Source organism: Cytobacillus firmus, from assembly GCF_023612095.1.
GTDB lineage: Bacteria > Bacillota > Bacilli > Bacillales > Cytobacillaceae > Cytobacillus.
In genome coordinates, this window is the sequence record NZ_CP086235.1 from 389,341 (window position 1) to 407,458 (window position 18,118).

Genomic DNA, 18,118 nt, shown 5'->3' on the forward strand with positions numbered 1-18,118 from the left:
GTTTTCTAATGAAAAAATTCTTTCACATCATAACAGTACTAGTTTTATTCTTGATTCAAACTCCGGTTTCAGCCCGAACACTTTCACACCCTCCTATACCGGAAGAGTCACCTGATATTGAAAAAGTGGCCATTGTAGTACTGAAAGAACCAAATAATAAACAGGAAATCAAAAAAATGATAGAAAAAAATCCTGAGCTGCAAATCAGGCAAACATTCAATCAGGCATTAAACGGCTTTTCCGTTAAAGGAAGGCCATCTGCCTTGCAAAGCCTGCAAAGAATAGATTCAGTCTCTTCTGTTTCACCGGTAAATACCTATCATGTTCATTCCGATGACAATATCAAGCTGATTGGCGGCCTGAATGCGAGAGGCTATTGTGATGAAAATAATCAGCGCCTCACTGGCAAGGGTGTGAAAGTAGGCGTGATCGACACCGGCATTGATTATAATCATCCTGACTTGCGAAGAAGCTATGGCGGCGGTCGCGATTTGGTGGATAATGATAGAGATCCGATGGAAACGAAGGCAGCCGGGGGACAGGGCACACTGCACGGCACTCACGTCGCGGGCATCATTGCGGCAAATGGCAGGATCCAGGGGGTCGCACCGGAAGCAACCATCATCGCCTACAGGGCTCTCGGACCGGGGGAAGCGGAACAACAGAACAGGTGATAGCGGCCATCGAACAGGCCATAAAGGATAAAGTGGATGTATTAAACCTTTCATTGGGAAATAACGTAAACGGGCCTGACCTTCCGATAAGCATGGCCCTGAATAAAGCGGTTGAAAAAGGAATAACCGCTGTCACTTCTTCAGGTAATTCTGGCCCGAACATCTGGACCGTCGGATCACCGGGAACAGCATCGAAAGCCATTTCTGTCGGAGCCTCTACACCAACAATAAAGGTGCCATTTTTAAGCATAAACGGACGTGAAATCCGCCTTGATCTGCTGCAGGGTTCAAAGGAATGGGAATTCGACCGCTCCTACGAAGTGATTGATGGAGGGATTGGGCATCCGGATGAATTGAAGAATGCGGAAGGTAAAATAGTCTTAATAGAAAGAGGGGAGTTGACGTTTACAGATAAAGCGGTCCATGCACTGGAAGCAGGAGCAGTGGGAGTCATTATCTATAACAATACAAAAGGCAGGTTCTTCGGCAATCTGGACAGCGAGGTTCCCATTCCGGCAGCGGCGCTTTCAAAGGAAGAAGGAGAGGACCTCAAGAAGCTCATGAAGAAAGGAAGGCTCCTTGCCCGAACTAATATAATAGAAGAAAGGGACATACTAGCTGACTTCAGCTCCCGCGGACCTGTTACATCCACATGGGAAATTAAACCGGATGTTGTGGCACCGGGCGTTGCCATAAATAGCACCATTCCCGGCGGCTACCTGCCGCTTCAGGGAACAAGCATGGCCGCTCCGCATGTAGCCGGTGCCTGTGCGATCCTCAAACAGGCTCATCCCGAGTGGGGGCCGGAACAAATCAAGGCAGCACTCATGAATACCGCTAAACTTATTAAGAACGCGGATGGACAAACTTATAGAACGTATGAGCAGGGGGCCGGTCGAATCCAGCTTGAACAGGCGCTGAAAGCAGAAACGCTTGTCTTCCCGGCGTCCATGCAATTCGGGAAATTTCAGATCGCAGACAGGCTGCATGACCACAGCAGTTTTATAACGGTTGAAAATATAAGTGAAAAAATGCAGTCTTATTCCTTTTCCGTACCCTATAAGGAGCAGGGCATCAATTGGGAAATGCCTATGACGTTTCAATTGAAACCGGGCGAAAAGAAAAAGGCTGAAATTAAAATGTCTGCTGATCCAACCCTTTTAAAGAAAAAGATCCATGACGGCTACCTTCTATTGAAAGCAGGTGCAGAAAGTATTCATATTCCATACCTGTATGTGCTGGAAGAGCCTGATTACCCAAGGGTGATGGGATTCGGTATCGGCAAAGGAGATAAGCCTGGAACGTATCGCTATGAGGTGTATCTGCCTGGCGGGGCGGAGGAATTCGGAATTGCGATGTTTGATTCGGAAAGTCTCCGGTTTATGGGATTTCTGGATTGGAAAAGAAATGCCGGAAAGGGACAGCTGCTGCAGGAAATTCCTGCTGAAAAGCTGCCTGGGCCGGGGCTGTACCTGGCGAAAGTGTTTGCCAAAAAAGCCGGCAGGGAAGACTGGATCGAAACGTATCTATTTGTGAGACCGGATGGACAGCTGGGGGACCCGGAGCCTTCAGCAGAATCAGAAGAGAGTACAAGCAAGTAGAAATAAAGCGTTTTCAGGGGCGATGCAGAGTCTCGCTCCTTTTTCAATAGAAATCCGAAAATTAAATGTGATAAATATGTGAACATACCATATTTTTGCCTTTTTGTTTGTGAACTTTTTCACTCCAAACGCATTGACATTGACAAAGCCCTATTGTATGCTTACAAAGGGTAAAAGATGATAGGGTTTTCAAAATATTTTTGCAGACATATTTCCCACTTCTGCATGATGTTTATATGATTATTTACGGCCTCAAAACCCTCTTACCATTCTCTTTAAGGGAGGATGCGTTTTTATGCGTCAAAAAGACCGCAACCCATTTAAGGCGATGGCCTTAATGTCCGCCATTCTTTCCCAGTTAGTAGGTTCCACGCTCATTGGCATTTTCGCCGGAAGATGGCTTGACAGCAAGGCAGCAACTGAGCCTTTATTCCTTTTAATCGGCTTGTTCATTGGGCTGGGCGCAGGGATATACGCCATGCTACGTCTAATCCAACATTTTTTCACAGGAGAATGAACATCATGCCGGAAATCAAAGCAACTTTTCAAAGACAGCGGAAATACATATTCCTATTGTTGTCTGTTTACGTTCTCGGCTGGGGTTTTACACCATATCAATCTATTTTTCTTGGCTTGATCTTTGGTACAGGCTTAAGTCTGTTCAATTTGTGGCTGATTTCACGAAAGGCGCTGCAATTTGGAGAGGCGGTCGAGAGAGGCGAGAAGGTGCGTTCACTTGGAACGGTATCCAGAATGGCTACAGCAGTATTTGCTGTGATGATCGCTCTGGAATACCCTGATAAGCTGCATCTGATCAGTATGGTATTTGGATTAATGACATCCTATATTGTCATTATGATAGATTATTTTCTTCAATCTTTTCAATTACGTAAATAGCGGGAAGAGAGGTGAACACTATTGCATCATGAAGCTCCTATAGTGGACTTTTTAGGATTGAATTTTAACTTATCAAATGTACTGATGATCACAGTGGCAAGTGCTATTGTATTCATTATTGCTTTACTTTCAACCCGTCGATTGGCCATGAAACCAACGGGGATGCAAAACTTCTTCGAGTGGGTAATGGATTTTGTTAAGAATATCATTAACAGTACGATGGACTGGAAGACAGGCGGAAGATTCCATATCCTTGGATTAACCCTGATCATGTATATTTTTGTTTCAAACATGCTCGGACTTCCGTTCGCGATCACTTATGATCACACTTTATGGTGGAAATCGCCAACAGCCGATCCTGTTATCACCTTAACATTAGCGGCAATGGTAGTCGGGCTTTCGCATTACTATGGCGTAAAGCTTAAAGGAGTAGGAGAATACGGCCGGGATTTTATCAGGCCAATGCCTTTCTTGTTCCCATTGAAAATTATTGAAGAGTTTGCAAACACTCTGACATTAGGACTTCGTCTTTACGGTAACATCTACGCGGGTGAAATCCTGCTGACGTTGCTTGTCGGAGGACTCGCACATGCGGGTATAGGCGGAATGCTTGCCGCAGTTATACCAACACTTGTATGGCAGGGATTCTCAATCTTTGTCGGATCTATCCAGGCATTCATTTTCTGTATGTTAACAATGGTTTATATGGCACACAAAGTGAGCCAGGACCATTAATATATACCTGTTCATTTTATGGACAAAACATTTTAAACAAATAAATTTTCATACAATTTAAGGAGGAACTCAATAATGGGTCTTTTAGCAGCAGCAATTGCAATCGGTTTAGCAGCACTAGGTGCCGGTATCGGTAACGGTCTTATCGTTTCAAAAACAGTAGAAGGTATGGCTCGTCAGCCGGAAGCTCGCGGTATGCTTCAAACTACAATGTTCATCGGGGTTGCACTAGTTGAGGCCGTTCCGATCATTGGCGTTGTTATCGCGTTCATGGTTATCGGCGGTTAATTAATACTGTACCAATCGTTCAAAAATGGCGAAGATCATTCCATGAACCTTCGCCATTCCTTTATGTTTTTTACTGAAAAACTAAATCGGAATCATGCATATGACTCCGTTTCATAAGTGGAACAACTCTTGAAGGGAGTGAATCGAGGGTGTTAACAAACAGTCTAGTATTAGGCGCTGCAGGCAGCGGTTTTAACGGCGGGGACATTTTGTTCCAGCTGTTCATGTTCATTATCTTGTTGGCATTGCTGAAAAAATTCGCGTGGGGTCCGTTAATGGGCATTATGCAGCAGCGTGAAGAGCACATTGCCGGTGAAATCCAGGCGGCTGAAGAAAGCCGTACTGAAGCAAAGAAGCTTTTAGAAGAGCAAAGAAATCTTTTAAAAGAAGCACGTACTGAAGCGCAGGGCCTTATTGAAAATGCGAAGAAACAAGGCGATGTGCAGCGTGAGGAGATCGTTGCGGCTGCCCGCACTGAGTCTGAGCGCATTAAGGAATCTGCCAAGCTTGAAATCGAACAGCAGAAAGAACAGGCAGTTGCCGCTATCCGCGCGCAAGTCGCTTCATTGTCTGTCCTAATTGCTTCCAAGGTTATCGAGAAGGAACTAAGTGCAAATGATCAGGAAAAGCTGATCAATGAATACATTCAAGAGGCAGGAGAAAAGCGATGACGGGCTCCACAGTAGCAAAGCGCTACGCGTTGGCTCTTTTCCAGCTTGCGAATGAACACCAGCTTCTTGACCAAATGGAAGAAGAGCTTCGTGCAGTGAAAGAAGTAGTAAACCATAACTCAGATTTAAAGTCTGTTTTGAAATCTCCAAAGCTTTCAATTGAGAAGAAAAAAGAGATTTTAAAAGAAGCATTTGCATCTGTGAACACGTATGTTCTAAACACGTTAATGATATTAATTGAACGCCACCGTGAAGATCATATCTCTGATGTGGCAGATCATTTTATAAGCCTGGCGAATGACAAAAAAGGTATCGCGGATGCAAAGGTATACACTGTCCGTCCGCTATCTGAAGCAGAGAAGGAAGCATTATCTGTGTCATTTGCAGCTAAGGTTGGGAAAAAATCACTTCGTATTGACAATATAGTTGATACTAACTTGCTCGGCGGCATCAAGCTTCGAATCGGAAACCGGATTTTCGACGGCAGCTTGCGCGGGAAGCTAGAGCGTCTTGAACGTCAATTGTTAGGCTAAGATTCGTAGATAGGGGTGAAACTCATGAGCATCAATGCTGAAGAAATCAGTGCGCTGATAAAAAAGCAAATCGAAAACTATCAGTCGGAAATTCAAGTGAGTGATGTAGGTACGGTTATCTCTGTTGGTGACGGTATCGCTCGTGCTCATGGCCTCGACAATGTCATGGCTGGAGAACTTGTTGAATTTTCAAACGGCGTTATGGGGATGGCACAAAACCTTGAAGAAAATAACGTCGGTATTATCATTTTAGGACCATTTACAGAAATCCGTGAAGGCGATGAAGTACGCCGTACGGGCCGCATCATGGAGGTACCGGTTGGTGAAGAATTAATCGGCCGCGTAGTAAACCCTCTTGGACAGCCAGTAGATGGCATGGGACCAATTAACACAACCAAATCACGTCCGATTGAAAGCCAGGCACCAGGTGTTATGGATCGTAAATCCGTACACGAGCCGCTTCAAACAGGAATCAAGGCGATTGACGCACTTGTGCCAATCGGCCGCGGACAGCGTGAGTTAATCATCGGTGACCGTCAAACAGGTAAAACATCCGTTGCAATCGATACAATCTTGAACCAAAAAGATCAGGATATGGTATGTATCTATGTGGCAATCGGACAAAAAGAATCTACAGTTCGTAATGCAGTAGAAACACTTCGTAAGCAAGGTGCGCTTGATTACACAATCGTAGTTACAGCATCTGCATCACAGCCTGCTCCAATGCTATACCTGGCTCCTTACGCCGGTGTAACAATGGGTGAAGAGTTCATGTACAACGGCAAGCACGTTCTTGTTGTGTATGATGACTTAACAAAGCAAGCTTCTGCTTACCGTGAGCTTTCATTGCTATTGCGCCGTCCTCCAGGCCGTGAAGCATATCCAGGGGACGTATTCTACTTGCACAGCCGCTTATTAGAGCGCGCTGCAAAGCTAAGCGATGCGAAAGGTGCAGGTTCAATCACTGCTCTTCCATTTATCGAAACACAAGCAGGCGATGTTTCTGCTTACATTCCGACAAACGTTATCTCAATCACTGACGGACAAATTTTCCTTCAGTCTGACCTATTCTTCTCCGGTGTACGTCCGGCGATCAACGCAGGTCTTTCTGTATCACGTGTAGGTGGATCTGCACAGATCAAAGCAATGAAAAAGGTTGCAGGTACACTGCGTCTTGACCTTGCTTCATACCGTGAACTTGAATCATTTGCCCAGTTCGGTTCTGACCTTGATAAAGCAACACAGGCTAAACTTAACCGTGGTGCCCGTACAGTAGAGGTTCTAAAGCAGGATCTTAACAAGCCGTTAAAAGTTGAGAAGCAGGTTGCAATCCTTTACGCTCTAACTCGCGGCTTCTTAGATGACATTCCTGTACAGGATATTCGTCGTTTCGAATCTGAATTCCTTTCATGGTTAGACCATAACCGCAAAGATTTGTTAGACCATATCGTGACTACAAAAGAACTTCCTTCTGATGACGATATGGCATCTGCGATTAACGACTTTAAGAAAACTTTCGCAGTATCCGAATAATAGAGCATGCAATTAAGGTTAGGGGTTTAATCCCCTCCCTTTGCTTCTCTTGTTAGGGTCTGACAAACTTTGAAAAAGGGTGGTGAGAACCTGTGGCATCATTACGCGATATAAAAAATCGTATTACTTCTACGAAGAAAACGAGTCAAATTACAAAGGCAATGCAGATGGTATCGGCTGCGAAAATGAATAAGGCGGAAATGAATGCAAGATCATTCGTGCCTTATATGGAGAAAATCCAGGAAGTTACGGCAAGCATCGCTTTGGGAAGCAAAGATGTCTCACATCCAATGCTGACCAGCCGCCCAGTCAAGAAAACTGGTTACCTTGTAATCACTTCTGACCGCGGACTTGCGGGAGCTTATAACAGTAACGTCCTGCGAAATGTCTACCAGACAATTCAAAAGCGCCATAAATCACCGGATGAGTATGCAATCATTGCAATCGGACGTGTGGGCCGTGACTTTTTCAGAAAGCGCAATATGAACGTCATTCTGGATATTGTTGCTGTTGCGGACCAGCCTGCATTTGCTGAAATCAAGGATATTGCCAGCAAAGCAGTTGGCATGTTCGCTGATGAGACATTTGACGAATTATATATGTACTACAGCCATTATGTCAGCGCGATTCAACAGGATGTAACAGAGAAGAAGCTTCTTCCGCTTACGGATATCTCCAGCTCGACAAAGCTTACATCTTATGAGTTTGAACCTTCCGCTGAAGAAATTTTAAAAGTATTGCTGCCTCAATATGCTGAAAGCTTAATTTACGGAGCGCTTTTAGACAGTAAGGCAAGTGAACATGCTGCAAGGATGACAGCGATGCAGAATGCAACGGATAACGCTAAAGAGCTTATCAACTCGTTAAGCCTAAGCTACAACCGTGCACGTCAGGCAGCCATCACGCAGGAAATTACCGAAATCGTCGGCGGAGCAGCCGCGTTAGAATAAAAACGAAAAGCGGAAGCGCCTCGGTCAGCCCCGACAATGACCTCGAGGGGCTAGGCGCTGGAGCTAGACACAAACGAAATGAGGAGAACGGGGCTGCCTGTACTCTCCCATTACGTGAAATGAAAGAGGAGGGAAAAAGATGAACAAAGGACGCGTTCTTCAAGTTATGGGTCCGGTTGTTGACGTAAAGTTCGAAAGCGGCCAGCTTCCTGAGATCTATAATGCATTGACTGTTACTAACCCAGCGCGTAACGAATCTGAAGTTGACATCAACTTAACCCTTGAAGTTGCCCTTCATTTAGGTGATGATACAGTCCGCACAATTGCAATGTCTTCTACTGACGGCTTACAGCGCGGAAGTGAAGTTATTGACACTGGTGCTCCTATCTCTGTACCAGTAGGTGATATAACACTTGGACGTGTATTCAACGTGCTTGGAGAATCAATCGACTTAGATCCAGCAATCGCTGCAGATGCCCGTCGTGATTCTATCCACAGAGAGGCTCCTAAGTTTGAGCAGCTTTCTACTGAAGTAGAAATTCTTGAAACTGGAATTAAGGTAGTAGACCTTCTTGCTCCATACATTAAAGGTGGTAAGATCGGTCTGTTCGGTGGTGCCGGTGTAGGTAAAACCGTTTTAATCCAGGAATTGATCAATAACATCGCTCAGGAGCACGGCGGTATTTCCGTATTCGCCGGTGTTGGTGAGCGTACGCGTGAAGGTAATGACCTTTATCATGAAATGACGGATTCAGGCGTTATCAAGAAAACAGCGATGGTATTCGGCCAGATGAACGAGCCGCCGGGAGCGCGTATGCGTGTTGCCCTGACTGGTTTGACTATGGCAGAATTCTTCCGTGATGATCAGGGACAGGACGTTCTTTTCTTCATGGATAACATCTTCCGTTTCACTCAGGCAGGTTCAGAGGTATCAGCTCTATTAGGCCGTATGCCATCTGCCGTTGGTTACCAGCCGACACTTGCTACTGAAATGGGTAAATTACAGGAACGTATCACATCTACTAACGTAGGTTCTGTTACGTCCATCCAGGCGATTTACGTACCAGCCGATGACTATACGGATCCGGCTCCGGCTACAACTTTCGCCCACTTAGATGCAACAACTAACCTTGAGCGTAAGCTTTCTGAGATGGGTATCTACCCTGCGGTGGATCCACTAGCTTCCACTTCCCGTGCATTGTCACCGGAAATCGTTGGCGAAGAGCACTACTCAGTTGCACGCCAAGTACAGCAGACATTACAGCGTTACAGAGAACTTCAGGATATCATTGCGATCCTTGGTATGGATGAGCTTTCTGATGAAGACAAGCTAATCGTAGCACGTGCGCGCCGTATCCAGTTCTTCTTATCTCAAAACTTCCACGTTGCTGAGCAGTTTACTGGCCAGCCAGGTTCATACGTACCTGTTAAAGAAACAGTTAAAGGCTTCAAAGATATTCTTGAAGGCAAGTACGACCACCTGCCAGAAGATGCATTCCGACTTGTCGGCCGAATCGAAGAAGTAATCGAGAGTGCAAAGAAAATGGGCGTAGAGGTCTAATTCTGGACCAGGAGGGTAAAAAATGAAGACGATTAAAGTCAGTGTTGTTACTCCCGATGGCCCGGTGTATGAATCAGATGTGGAAATGGTAAGCACAAAAGCTCAAAGCGGTGAGCTTGGAATTTTACCTGGACACATTCCAATGGTTGCACCGTTACAAATTGGAGCCGTTCGTTTAAAAAACGGCGGAAAAACTGATTTCGTCGCAGTAAGCGGCGGATTCCTTGAAGTCCGTCCGGAGCAGGTAACGATTTTAGCGCAATCTGCTGAACAGGCAGATGAAATTGATGTAGAGCGTGCCGTTCGTGCCAAGCAGCGTGCTGAACAGCGCATGAATGAGCAGAAGCGTGAAAACATTGATTTCCGCCGTGCAGAGCTTGCACTTCAGCGTGCGATCAACCGTATCGAAGTTTCGGAAAGAAAGTTTTAATAACAATTCACAACACCTCCTGGCCTGGCTGGGGGGTGTTTTTTGTTTCAGAAATATTTACCACCCAAGTTTTAAGAAAATTGCCCCAAAAAAGAGATAAATCACTCGAATTCTTTTATATAGGCCTTTACAATAGAAGAGAGTAAACCTTTAAAGGTTACTCTCTTTTTTAAAGCTATTATGCAAGTCTATTTGAATAAAAGGAGGAGCCGCAATGCTGGAGTTTGATACAAATATAGACCAATACGCTACGATCAAAGTCATCGGAGTCGGCGGCGGGGGGAATAACGCTGTTAATCGGATGATCGAACATGGAGTTGAGGGAGTAGAGTTTATTGCTGTTAATACAGATGGACAAGCTCTAAATCAATCAAAGGCAGAAGTAACCATGCAAATCGGTGCAGCCTTAACAAGGGGCCTGGGTGCTGGGGCTAATCCTGAAGTGGGCAGAAAAGCAGCTGAGGAAAGTGAAAGCCAGCTTCGTGAAGTGCTGAAGGGTGCTGACATGGTATTCGTTACGGCTGGAATGGGCGGAGGAACCGGAACGGGTGCCGCTCCTGCTATTGCACGCATTGCACGTGAAGTGGGTGCACTGACTATTGGTGTCGTAACACGCCCTTTCAAATTTGAAGGACGTAAGCGTGCAGCCAATGCGGATGCAGGCATCGAAGCCATGAAAAAAGCTGTGGATACGCTCATTATTATTCCAAATGATCGCTTATTGGAGATTATTGATAAGAAGACACCTATGCTTGAAGCATTTATGGAAGCGGATAATGTTCTTCGTCAGGGCGTTCAAGGCATTTCTGACCTGATTGCTGTTCCTGGTTTAATCAATCTTGATTTTGCCGATGTCAAAACAGTAATGTCCCATAAAGGAACAGCACTGATGGGGATTGGAATTGCCACTGGGGAGGACCGTGCGGCTGAAGCAGCCCGGAAAGCCATTTCAAGCCCGCTGCTTGAAACATCCATTAACGGAGCCCGCGGTGTCATCATGAACATTACAGGCGGAGCAAATATCAGCTTATATGAAGTGCAGGAGGCTGCAGATATTGTTGCTTCTGCTTCAGATGAAGAAGTGAATATGATTTTTGGTTCAGTCATAAATGATTCCTTGAAGGAAGAAATTCTTGTTACGGTTATCGCTACCGGCTTCAATGAACAAGAGGAGTTAAGGGCAAAACCGAGTACAAGACCATCTGTAGAAAAAGAATATGATCATACATATCATTATGCAGAAGAACCAGCAAATCGCCGGCAGGCTAGAGAGGCCAGAGAGCACAGGGAATATCGGGAACCGGTCCAGGATAACTACCGTGTGCAGCCTGACCCGCAGGAAGAGTCACTTGATACACCGGCGTTCCTTAGAAACCGCAGAAGACGCTAATGATAGAAACAGGCTGCCACAAAGAGGGCAGCCTGTTTTTTTAGGTGAATTTTATAGATGGTTGATATGTTGGTGGGTGAGTGGTTGATGCTGATACATGAAGAAAGGACAGGCATCTGCCTGTCCTTCATTTATTTTAATACTTTGTCTGGTCATATAGGGTTAACTGATCCAAATTCTTATGCACGGTTATGAGCTTTTTAAGAAGGCTCATGAACTTTTGTTTATCTTCAAAAGGAGTCACATCCAGCTCCCTTTTCAGCTCATTGCTTTTTGTAACGAGCTCATCGAATTTTTGAATAGCTGGGCAGTTGTTATTAGTCATAAGTAATTCTCCTAATCTAAGCTCTTAATATAACTTTATCACAAAAATAAATTTCAAAGAAAACAGCTATGTTTCATTTATATTAAAAAGGAATCACCAGCTTAACTATTTTGTTAAAAATGTCAGACTTTGTTGAAACCTGGAGAATAGAGTCATATAGTATCAACATGCTTAGAAAAGCGGAAGCGTTGAAGCTAGACAGTTATCGACGTACAAAATTAGATATTTGGTTTTAATAAAAGACAAGGTTCGAGAAATCCAGGGGTGATTTCCTTGTCGACTGTATTATTTGGAACGATAGAATATTATGAAAGAGAATTAATCAGCTATTTTACAAATAATCATATTAGCAATAAGGATGATGCCACCATTAGAGTATTCCTTATGCTAGAAGCTGAGATATTCAATGTGTTCTTATTTGACGAAGCGGTCCGGATTCGATGTATGCAAAATCTATTAAAAGCTTTTTGCCGGGTATCTGAAACACACTTGATCAATTAGCAGCTTATAAATGAATAGAGGAATTGAAATAAGAGGTCCCTGCAGTGAGAGACCTCTTTGTTTTAATTAAGGATAGTAACCTTTACATCTTTTCTTCCCCACTGCAGTGCATCCTGTTCTCCAGGAATAAACACATCAATTTCATGTCCGTTAATTCCGCCGCCTATATCCTCGGCCGTTGCATATCCATATCCTTCTACAAATACTTTAGAACCTAAAGGAATCACGTCCGGATCAACTGCAATTACTTTTTTATCCGGGTTATCGATAAGATTGACGCCTGTTTTCGTAATGCCGATGCATCCTTCACAGCTCGCTGTATAGGCAGTTGCCGTGACAGTCAGAACTTTGCCTGCTTTTTCTGCCGGCTTATTGGTGTTGGCTGCTTTTACGACTGTCTTAGGCTTGGCAGCTTCTTTTTTCGCTGAACCATTTTTATAGATGATAAGCTCTAAACCGGGTTTAATAAGATCGGATTTCAGCTGATTCCACTTTTTAAGGTTATGTACATTAATTCCATATGTTTTGGCAATATTCCAGAGAGTATCACCGGATTCTACTATGTATATTTCTTCAGGTGAGACATCAAGCTTATCTTTTGGATGAATCAAATCTCCAGTGAGTCCATTCCAGTTTTTAATATCCTGAACAGACACTTCATGTTTTTGTGCTATGGACCACAGGGTATCCCCTTTATTTACAGTTACTTCTTCTGCATATGCGCTTGCACCTGCTGTGCTCCAGATGATTAAGCTCGCGAGCAGATAATAAAAATACTTTTTCATGTTAAACCTCCTATTAGTTGGTTGACAATTATTATGCTAGCACAGAAAATTCAGAGAAAAAGAACAGGGAGGTAATAATTAAATTACGCAGATTTCAGGAGAATAACGCAGAAATGGCAAACCATCATAATGGTCATACTAGATGGACAAAAAGTATGAGAAATAGTCATATTTGATATATTTAAACCTTAAGATGGTTTTAATAGAAAGTTTTTCCTTGTGAGGGTAATACGAAAAATTATACCGGGGTGTTACATATCTCACTGACAAAGAAGAAAGTTTGTTTTTTAATGGTAGATGAATATAAAGAAGAATTTAATGGATATTGACAGGGGGCAAGCTCATATAATCTTAGGAAGGTGTTAATCGCGGGTTTGTAAATTCTCTCCCGGAGAACCTGATTTTGTGCCCAGCGATAATTTCCAATAATAGTCTGAGGTTGTGTCGACACATGGGAGAGTAGGGTGTATAATGGTTACGGTTACATGTTTAAATGTTGTGAAAATTTTCAGCATTGGAGGGGATGGGCATGGAGCTTTGGAATTTATACCAGAATAACTATTTGATAGTTTTCGTGTTTTTGTGCCTTGGCGTGTTGCTGCCTGTGGTGGCTTTGTTTTTGGGAAAGCTTTTGCGGCCCTATAAGCCATATGATACGAAGTATACCACATATGAGAGCGGGATTGAGCCATTCCATGATTCGAGGGTGCAGTTCAATGTCCGCTATTATATTTTTGCCCTGATGTTTGTCATATTTGATGTGGAAACAGTATTTTTGTACCCGTGGGCAGTGGCATATGAGAAGCTTGGTATTTTTGCATTGATTGAGATGCTGATTTTTGTATTTATGCTAATAATTGGACTTGTTTATGCATGGAAAAAGAAGGTGCTGAAATGGATTTAAAGCTGGATAATATTACACCGGAAGAAATGGAAGAACTGCAGCGCAATGTGTTTATGGCAACTTTGGAACAAATTAAAGCGTGGGCGCGGAGCAATTCATTGTGGCCAATGACCTTCGGGCTTGCTTGCTGTGCCATTGAAATGATGGGTGTGGGTTCATCGCATTACGATCTGGACCGTTTTGGTTCTTTTTTCCGTACATCTCCCCGTCAGTCTGATGTCATGATTGTTTCAGGTACAGTAACAAAGAAAATGGCGCCTATTGTCCGCCGCCTATATGATCAGATGCCTGAACCTAAATGGGTGATCGCGATGGGCTCCTGTGCAACTGCGGGTGGGCCATATGTGAAATCGTACTCAGTTGTTAAAGGGGTCGACCAGATTGTCCCTGTTGATGTATACATACCAGGATGCCCGCCGAACCCGGCAGCATTAATTTACGGAATTAACAAGTTAAAAGAGAAAATCCGTTATGAGGCTAAGACTGGGAAGAAGGTGATCTAACCTATGAGCGGAGAAAAGGATCTTGAACAGCTGAAAAAAGAGGCTGCAGCAAAAGCAAAGGCAGCCGCCCTGGCTAAAATGAAAGCGAAAGAGCAGGGAGAAACAAAGGAAGAGACACCTGCAGAAGACATGGATCTGGCGAAGCAAAAGGCTGCAGCAGCCGCAAAGGCGAAGGCAGCCGCTCTGGCTAAAATGAAAGCGAAAGAGCAGGGAGAAACAAAGGAAGAGACACCTGCAGAAGACATGGATCTGGCGAAGCAAAAAGCCGCCGCAGCCGCGAAGGCAAAGGCAGCCGCCCTGGCGAAGCTGAAAGCGAAAGAGCAGGGAGAAACAGTGGAAGAGACACCTGCGGAAGATATGGATCTTGCGAAGCAAAAGGCAGCTGCCGCCGCAAAAGCCAAAGCCGCTGCCGCCGCAAAGGCGAAAGCAGCAGCTCAAGCAAAACAAGCCGGCGGGGATGACGAAAAGGCAAAAGCGATTGCAGCCGCCAAGGCCAAAGCCGCCGCCGCTGCAAAGGCGAAAGCAGCAGCTCAAGCAAAACAAGCCGGCGGGGATGATGAAAAGGCAAAAGCGATTGCAGCCGCCAAGGCCAAAGCCGCCGCCGCTGCAAAGGCGAAAGCAGCAGCTCAAGCAAAACAAGCCGGCGGGGATGATGAAAAAGCAAAAGCGATTGCAGCCGCCAAGGCGAAAGCTGCCGCAGCTGCAAAAGCAAAATTAGCCGCTGCAGGCAAAGCAGACGGAGCAGATGATGAAAAGGCAAAGGCGATCGCTGCAGCGAAAGCAAAGGCCGCAGCCGCAGCAGCCGCGAAGGCAAAAGCTGCCGGAAGCAAGGCTGACGCTGAACCAGCTGCAGAGAAAGCTCCATCCGTTAATCAGCCTTATCTTGATAAATATGTGAAGGTAATTGAAGAAAATCTGGGATCTGAGGTTCTTGAAGAGTACTATATTAATAATCTCTCCAAGGAAGTTCCGACTTTAGTTGCCAGAGCTGAATCCTATTTTAAATTGGCAGAATTCCTAAAATATAATGAACAGCTTGGCTTTGATTATCTGTCAGAGCTTCATGGCACCGATTTTGAGACCCACATGGAAGTGTATGCTCACTTATACTCATACAAAAAGCGCCAATCTGTTGCACTGAAGGTTAAAATTGACCGCGATGAGCCGGTAATTGATTCATTGCAGCCGTTATGGGCAGGAGCCAATTGGCCGGAATGTGAAGCGTATGATTTGCTGGGCATCCGATTCAAGGGACACCCTAATTTATATCGGATTATGCTGGGGAAGACTGGATCGGGCATCCGCTGCGAAAAGACTATGAACCGTACGATGTGGAGGTGTAACCAATGCTGCGAACAGAAGAAATGCTATTGAATGTTGGGCCTCAGCATCCAAGTACTCACGGTGTGTTTCGCCTTGTTTTGAAAATTGACGGGGAGATCATCAAAGAGGCGAAACCGGTCATCGGCTACCTGCATCGTGGAACGGAGAAACTGGCTGAAAATCTGCAGTATACGCAAATTATTCCTTATACAGACCGAATGGACTATCTTGCCGCCATGACGAATAATTATATCCTTGTCCATGCAGTTGAAACGATGATGGATTTGAAAATTCCGGATCGGGCAGAATATCTGAGGATAATCACGATGGAGCTGGGCCGGATTGCCAGCCATCTCGTATGGTGGGGTACATATTTACTGGATATTGGGGCAACAAGCCCATTCCTTTATGCATTCAGAGAGCGTGAAATGATCATCAATATGCTGAATGAGATATCCGGAGGCCGCTTGACGTTTAACTATATGCGTGTCGGCGGCGTAAAATGGGATGCTCCTGAAGGCTGGATTGATAAGGTAAGAGAGTTTGTTCCATATATGCGGGAACAGCTCAAAGGCTACCATCAGCTGGTAACCGGAAACGAAATTTTCATGAACCGTGTCAAAGGGGTAGGAAAGTATACGAAAGAGGATGCTTTAAACTACTCGCTAAGCGGTGCAAATCTGCGCTGCACAGGCGTAAAATGGGATCTCCGCAAAGATGAGCCATACTCCATCTATGACCGCTTTGATTTCGATGTGGCGGTTCAGGACGGCGGGGATGCGTGGGCCAGGTATCATGTGCGCATGCAGGAAATTGAAGAATCACTAAAAATCCTTGAACAAGCGGTGGAGCAATTCCCGGCAGAAGGCGATATTCTGGCAAAAGTGCCGAAAATCATCAAAGCGCCAAAAGGGGAAGCATTTGTCAGAATCGAATCTCCAAGGGGAGAAATCGGCTGCTATATCGCGAGTGATGGAAAGAAGGAGCCATACCGGATGAAATTCCGGAGGCCATCATTCTATAATCTTCAGATTCTCCCAAAATTGCTTGAAGGCGAAAACATTGCGAACTTGATTGCTATTTTAGGGGCAATTGATATTGTCCTTGGGGAGGTGGACGGTTAATGGTAGAAGAACTTCTCCATTCCGAAGCAGGTCTGCTGAATTTCGGTATTTTCTTCTTGCTTGCCACCGTTTTACTATTAGTTGTTTTGGGGTTTGTTACTTACGCCATTCTGGCGGAGCGTAAAGTCATGGGATTTATGCAGCTGCGCCAGGGGCCGAATCAGGTCGGCGGACGTTGGGGGCTGCTGCAGACTGTTGCGGACGTATTAAAGCTTCTTTTAAAAGAAGACACCATTCCTAAGCTTGCAGACAGGCCGCTGTTTATTCTTGCACCGGTTATTGCGTTTGCACCGGCATTCATGGTGCTGGCGACAATTCCATTTACAGACAAACTGCAGTTTGCTGATATTGGAGTTGGATTGCTGTATTACATCGCCATTTCCGGGCTGACAACAGTCGGTATTGTCACCGGAGCATGGGCTTCCAATAATAAATATGCATTGCTTGGCGGAATGCGTGCCGCTGCACAGATGATTTCATATGAGATTCCACTCGTTATGTCTGTATTAGGGATTATCCTTTTAACAGGCAGTCTAAATCTGAATGAAATCGTAGAAGCGCAAAAAAATGGCTGGTTCATTATTTGGCAGCCTATTGCTTTTATCGTATTCCTGATTGCTTCAACAGCTGAGCTGAACCGTGTTCCATTTGACTTGCCTGAAGCGGAATCAGAACTGGTCGCCGGTTTCCATGTTGAATATTCCGGCTTCCGCTGGGCGTTCTTCATGCTTGCGGAATATGTATACTTTTTTGCCATGGCTTCATTGACAACCGTATTATTTCTTGGCGGGTGGCTTCCGCTGCCGTTCCTGGGGTTCATTCCGGGTGCCGTCTGGTTTGCTCTAAAGTTTACGGCTGTAATCTTTGTTTTAGTCTGGTTTCGTGTTACATTCCCGCGACTCCGTGCAGACCAGCTCATGGAATTTGGCTGGAAGGTTTTGCTGCCGGTAGCACTTGCGAATATTTTCTTAACAGCTTTGCTGAAAGAGTGGCTTAATATATTTTAATTGAGGACCGGCAATTTCTGAAATTGTCCAGCTCCAGGCGCCATCGGCTCTCGGGTCTAAGCCAACCCGACCAAAAGGTTAAAGAACAACCTTTTAGCCGGCTCGTCTTACGCTTGAGGCCCGCAGGAGGCGGGTCATGCAGATGTTGCCACAGGACGTGGCGGTCTTAGTCTGCGTTCCTTAATAAGCGGGCGCCTTCCGCATTTCTAAAGTTGTCTAGCTACAGCGCCTACCCCCTCGAGGTCACAAGCCAATCCTCCAGAAAGGCAAAGAACGCCTTTCCGTGAGGCTCGTCTTGTGCTTGTCGGGGGTGGGCAAGGCGCTTCCGCATTTCTGAAATTGTCCAGCTCCAGGCGCCATCGGCTCGAGGTCATAAGCCAATC

General features: G+C 45.1%; 18 protein-coding genes and 2 pseudogenes. 18 read left to right on the forward strand and 2 right to left on the reverse strand.

Annotated elements, in window-relative coordinates; translation table 11 throughout:
* The first annotated feature begins 8 nt into the window (after positions 1–8).
* The 12 genes and pseudogenes from LLY41_RS02045 (at position 9) to ftsZ (ending at position 11,263) form a co-directional block, all read left to right on the forward strand.
* Positions 9–2,275 (forward strand): annotated as a pseudogene (locus tag LLY41_RS02045) (S8 family serine peptidase).
* 295 nt (positions 2,276–2,570) lie between these two features.
* Positions 2,571–2,792, forward strand: a complete 222-nt coding sequence (locus LLY41_RS02050; RefSeq protein WP_095243235.1) for an AtpZ/AtpI family protein — start codon at positions 2,571–2,573, stop codon at positions 2,790–2,792.
* Positions 2,793–2,797: 5 nt separating this feature from the next.
* Positions 2,798–3,172 carry an ATP synthase subunit I gene (locus tag LLY41_RS02055; RefSeq protein ID WP_095243236.1) on the forward strand — a complete coding sequence of 125 codons (375 nt, stop codon included), beginning with the start codon at positions 2,798–2,800 and terminating at the stop codon, positions 3,170–3,172.
* A gap of 21 nt (positions 3,173–3,193) precedes the next feature.
* Entirely contained in the window at positions 3,194–3,907 is a 714-nt protein-coding gene (gene atpB, locus LLY41_RS02060) for a F0F1 ATP synthase subunit A (protein ID WP_048007942.1), read from the forward strand.
* Positions 3,908–3,982: 75 nt separating this feature from the next.
* On the forward strand, positions 3,983–4,195 hold the full coding sequence (gene atpE, locus LLY41_RS02065; RefSeq protein WP_009332220.1) for a F0F1 ATP synthase subunit C: 213 nt from the start codon (positions 3,983–3,985) through the stop codon (positions 4,193–4,195).
* Positions 4,196–4,344: 149 nt separating this feature from the next.
* Positions 4,345–4,866, forward strand: a complete 522-nt coding sequence (locus LLY41_RS02070) for a F0F1 ATP synthase subunit B (protein ID WP_095243237.1) — start codon at positions 4,345–4,347, stop codon at positions 4,864–4,866.
* The gene (locus tag LLY41_RS02075; protein ID WP_095243238.1) at positions 4,863–5,399 is read left to right on the forward strand and encodes a F0F1 ATP synthase subunit delta; all 537 of its coding nucleotides are present in this window, start codon (positions 4,863–4,865) and stop codon (positions 5,397–5,399) included. The genes LLY41_RS02070 and LLY41_RS02075 overlap by 4 nt, the downstream gene beginning before the upstream one ends.
* A 24-nt stretch (positions 5,400–5,423) precedes the next feature.
* Positions 5,424–6,932 carry a F0F1 ATP synthase subunit alpha gene (atpA, locus tag LLY41_RS02080; RefSeq protein WP_076257122.1) on the forward strand — a complete coding sequence of 503 codons (1,509 nt, stop codon included), beginning with the start codon at positions 5,424–5,426 and terminating at the stop codon, positions 6,930–6,932.
* A 92-nt stretch (positions 6,933–7,024) separates the two neighbouring features.
* Positions 7,025–7,882 carry a F0F1 ATP synthase subunit gamma gene (locus tag LLY41_RS02085; RefSeq protein ID WP_095243239.1) on the forward strand — a complete coding sequence of 286 codons (858 nt, stop codon included), beginning with the start codon at positions 7,025–7,027 and terminating at the stop codon, positions 7,880–7,882.
* Between the two features lie 139 nt (positions 7,883–8,021).
* Entirely contained in the window at positions 8,022–9,443 is a 1,422-nt protein-coding gene (gene atpD / locus LLY41_RS02090; RefSeq protein WP_095243240.1) for a F0F1 ATP synthase subunit beta, read from the forward strand.
* 22 nt (positions 9,444–9,465) lie between these two features.
* Positions 9,466–9,873 carry a F0F1 ATP synthase subunit epsilon gene (locus LLY41_RS02095; RefSeq protein ID WP_095243241.1) on the forward strand — a complete coding sequence of 136 codons (408 nt, stop codon included), beginning with the start codon at positions 9,466–9,468 and terminating at the stop codon, positions 9,871–9,873.
* A gap of 214 nt (positions 9,874–10,087) precedes the next feature.
* Positions 10,088–11,263 (forward strand): cell division protein FtsZ, encoded by a 1,176-nt coding sequence (gene ftsZ, locus LLY41_RS02100; protein WP_304586774.1) that lies wholly within the window; start codon positions 10,088–10,090, stop codon positions 11,261–11,263.
* 136 nt (positions 11,264–11,399) lie between these two features.
* Here ftsZ and LLY41_RS02105 read toward each other — a convergent pair whose 3' ends face one another.
* On the reverse strand, positions 11,400–11,588 hold the full coding sequence (locus tag LLY41_RS02105) for a hypothetical protein (protein ID WP_095243243.1): 189 nt from the start codon (positions 11,586–11,588) through the stop codon (positions 11,400–11,402).
* Between the two features lie 273 nt (positions 11,589–11,861).
* Between LLY41_RS02105 and LLY41_RS02110 the strand changes: the two genes are divergently transcribed.
* Positions 11,862–12,089: a hypothetical protein gene (locus tag LLY41_RS02110; RefSeq protein WP_095243244.1), complete on the forward strand. Its 228-nt coding sequence runs from the start codon at positions 11,862–11,864 to the stop codon at positions 12,087–12,089.
* Between the two features lie 62 nt (positions 12,090–12,151).
* Here the strand turns inward: LLY41_RS02110 and LLY41_RS02115 are convergent, their stop codons facing one another.
* Positions 12,152–12,874, reverse strand: a complete 723-nt coding sequence (locus LLY41_RS02115) for a LysM peptidoglycan-binding and 3D domain-containing protein (RefSeq protein ID WP_304586775.1) — start codon at positions 12,872–12,874, stop codon at positions 12,152–12,154.
* A 529-nt stretch (positions 12,875–13,403) separates the two neighbouring features.
* On the opposite strand from LLY41_RS02115, the gene LLY41_RS02120 reads away from it, so the two are divergent.
* The 5 genes and pseudogenes from LLY41_RS02120 (at position 13,404) to nuoH (ending at position 17,735) form a co-directional block, all read left to right on the forward strand.
* A complete protein-coding gene (locus tag LLY41_RS02120; protein WP_035327896.1) occupies positions 13,404–13,778 on the forward strand; it encodes an NADH-quinone oxidoreductase subunit A in 375 nt (124 codons plus the stop codon).
* Positions 13,769–14,281: a NuoB/complex I 20 kDa subunit family protein gene (locus tag LLY41_RS02125; protein ID WP_035327895.1), complete on the forward strand. Its 513-nt coding sequence runs from the start codon at positions 13,769–13,771 to the stop codon at positions 14,279–14,281. The genes LLY41_RS02120 and LLY41_RS02125 overlap by 10 nt, the downstream gene beginning before the upstream one ends.
* Positions 14,282–14,284: 3 nt before the next feature.
* A pseudogene (locus LLY41_RS02130) lies at positions 14,285–15,624 on the forward strand (NADH-quinone oxidoreductase subunit C).
* 3 nt (positions 15,625–15,627) lie between these two features.
* A complete protein-coding gene (locus LLY41_RS02135; protein WP_095243249.1) occupies positions 15,628–16,728 on the forward strand; it encodes an NADH-quinone oxidoreductase subunit D in 1,101 nt (366 codons plus the stop codon).
* On the forward strand, positions 16,728–17,735 hold the full coding sequence (gene nuoH / locus LLY41_RS02140) for an NADH-quinone oxidoreductase subunit NuoH (protein ID WP_095243250.1): 1,008 nt from the start codon (positions 16,728–16,730) through the stop codon (positions 17,733–17,735). Before LLY41_RS02135 ends, nuoH begins: the two co-directional genes overlap by 1 nt.
* Positions 17,736–18,118 lie beyond the last annotated feature (383 nt).

Bases quoted from the DNA above. Each gene is read 5' to 3' on its own strand.
- LLY41_RS02050 (WP_095243235.1), top strand. From the start codon at position 2,571: ATGCGTCAAAAAGACCGCAACCCATTTAAGGCGATGGCCTTAATGTCC.
- LLY41_RS02055 (WP_095243236.1), top strand. From the start codon at position 2,798: ATGCCGGAAATCAAAGCAACTTTTCAAAGACAGCGGAAATACATATTC.
- atpE (WP_009332220.1), top strand. From the start codon at position 3,983: ATGGGTCTTTTAGCAGCAGCAATTGCAATCGGTTTAGCAGCACTAGGT.
- LLY41_RS02075 (WP_095243238.1), top strand. From the start codon at position 4,863: ATGACGGGCTCCACAGTAGCAAAGCGCTACGCGTTGGCTCTTTTCCAG.
- atpA (WP_076257122.1), top strand. From the start codon at position 5,424: ATGAGCATCAATGCTGAAGAAATCAGTGCGCTGATAAAAAAGCAAATC.
- atpD (WP_095243240.1), top strand. From the start codon at position 8,022: ATGAACAAAGGACGCGTTCTTCAAGTTATGGGTCCGGTTGTTGACGTA.
- LLY41_RS02095 (WP_095243241.1), top strand. From the start codon at position 9,466: ATGAAGACGATTAAAGTCAGTGTTGTTACTCCCGATGGCCCGGTGTAT.
- ftsZ (WP_304586774.1), top strand. From the start codon at position 10,088: ATGCTGGAGTTTGATACAAATATAGACCAATACGCTACGATCAAAGTC.
- LLY41_RS02105 (WP_095243243.1), bottom strand. From the start codon at position 11,588: ATGACTAATAACAACTGCCCAGCTATTCAAAAATTCGATGAGCTCGTT.
- LLY41_RS02115 (WP_304586775.1), bottom strand. From the start codon at position 12,874: ATGAAAAAGTATTTTTATTATCTGCTCGCGAGCTTAATCATCTGGAGC.
- LLY41_RS02120 (WP_035327896.1), top strand. From the start codon at position 13,404: ATGGAGCTTTGGAATTTATACCAGAATAACTATTTGATAGTTTTCGTG.
- LLY41_RS02125 (WP_035327895.1), top strand. From the start codon at position 13,769: ATGGATTTAAAGCTGGATAATATTACACCGGAAGAAATGGAAGAACTG.
- LLY41_RS02135 (WP_095243249.1), top strand. From the start codon at position 15,628: ATGCTGCGAACAGAAGAAATGCTATTGAATGTTGGGCCTCAGCATCCA.
- nuoH (WP_095243250.1), top strand. From the start codon at position 16,728: ATGGTAGAAGAACTTCTCCATTCCGAAGCAGGTCTGCTGAATTTCGGT.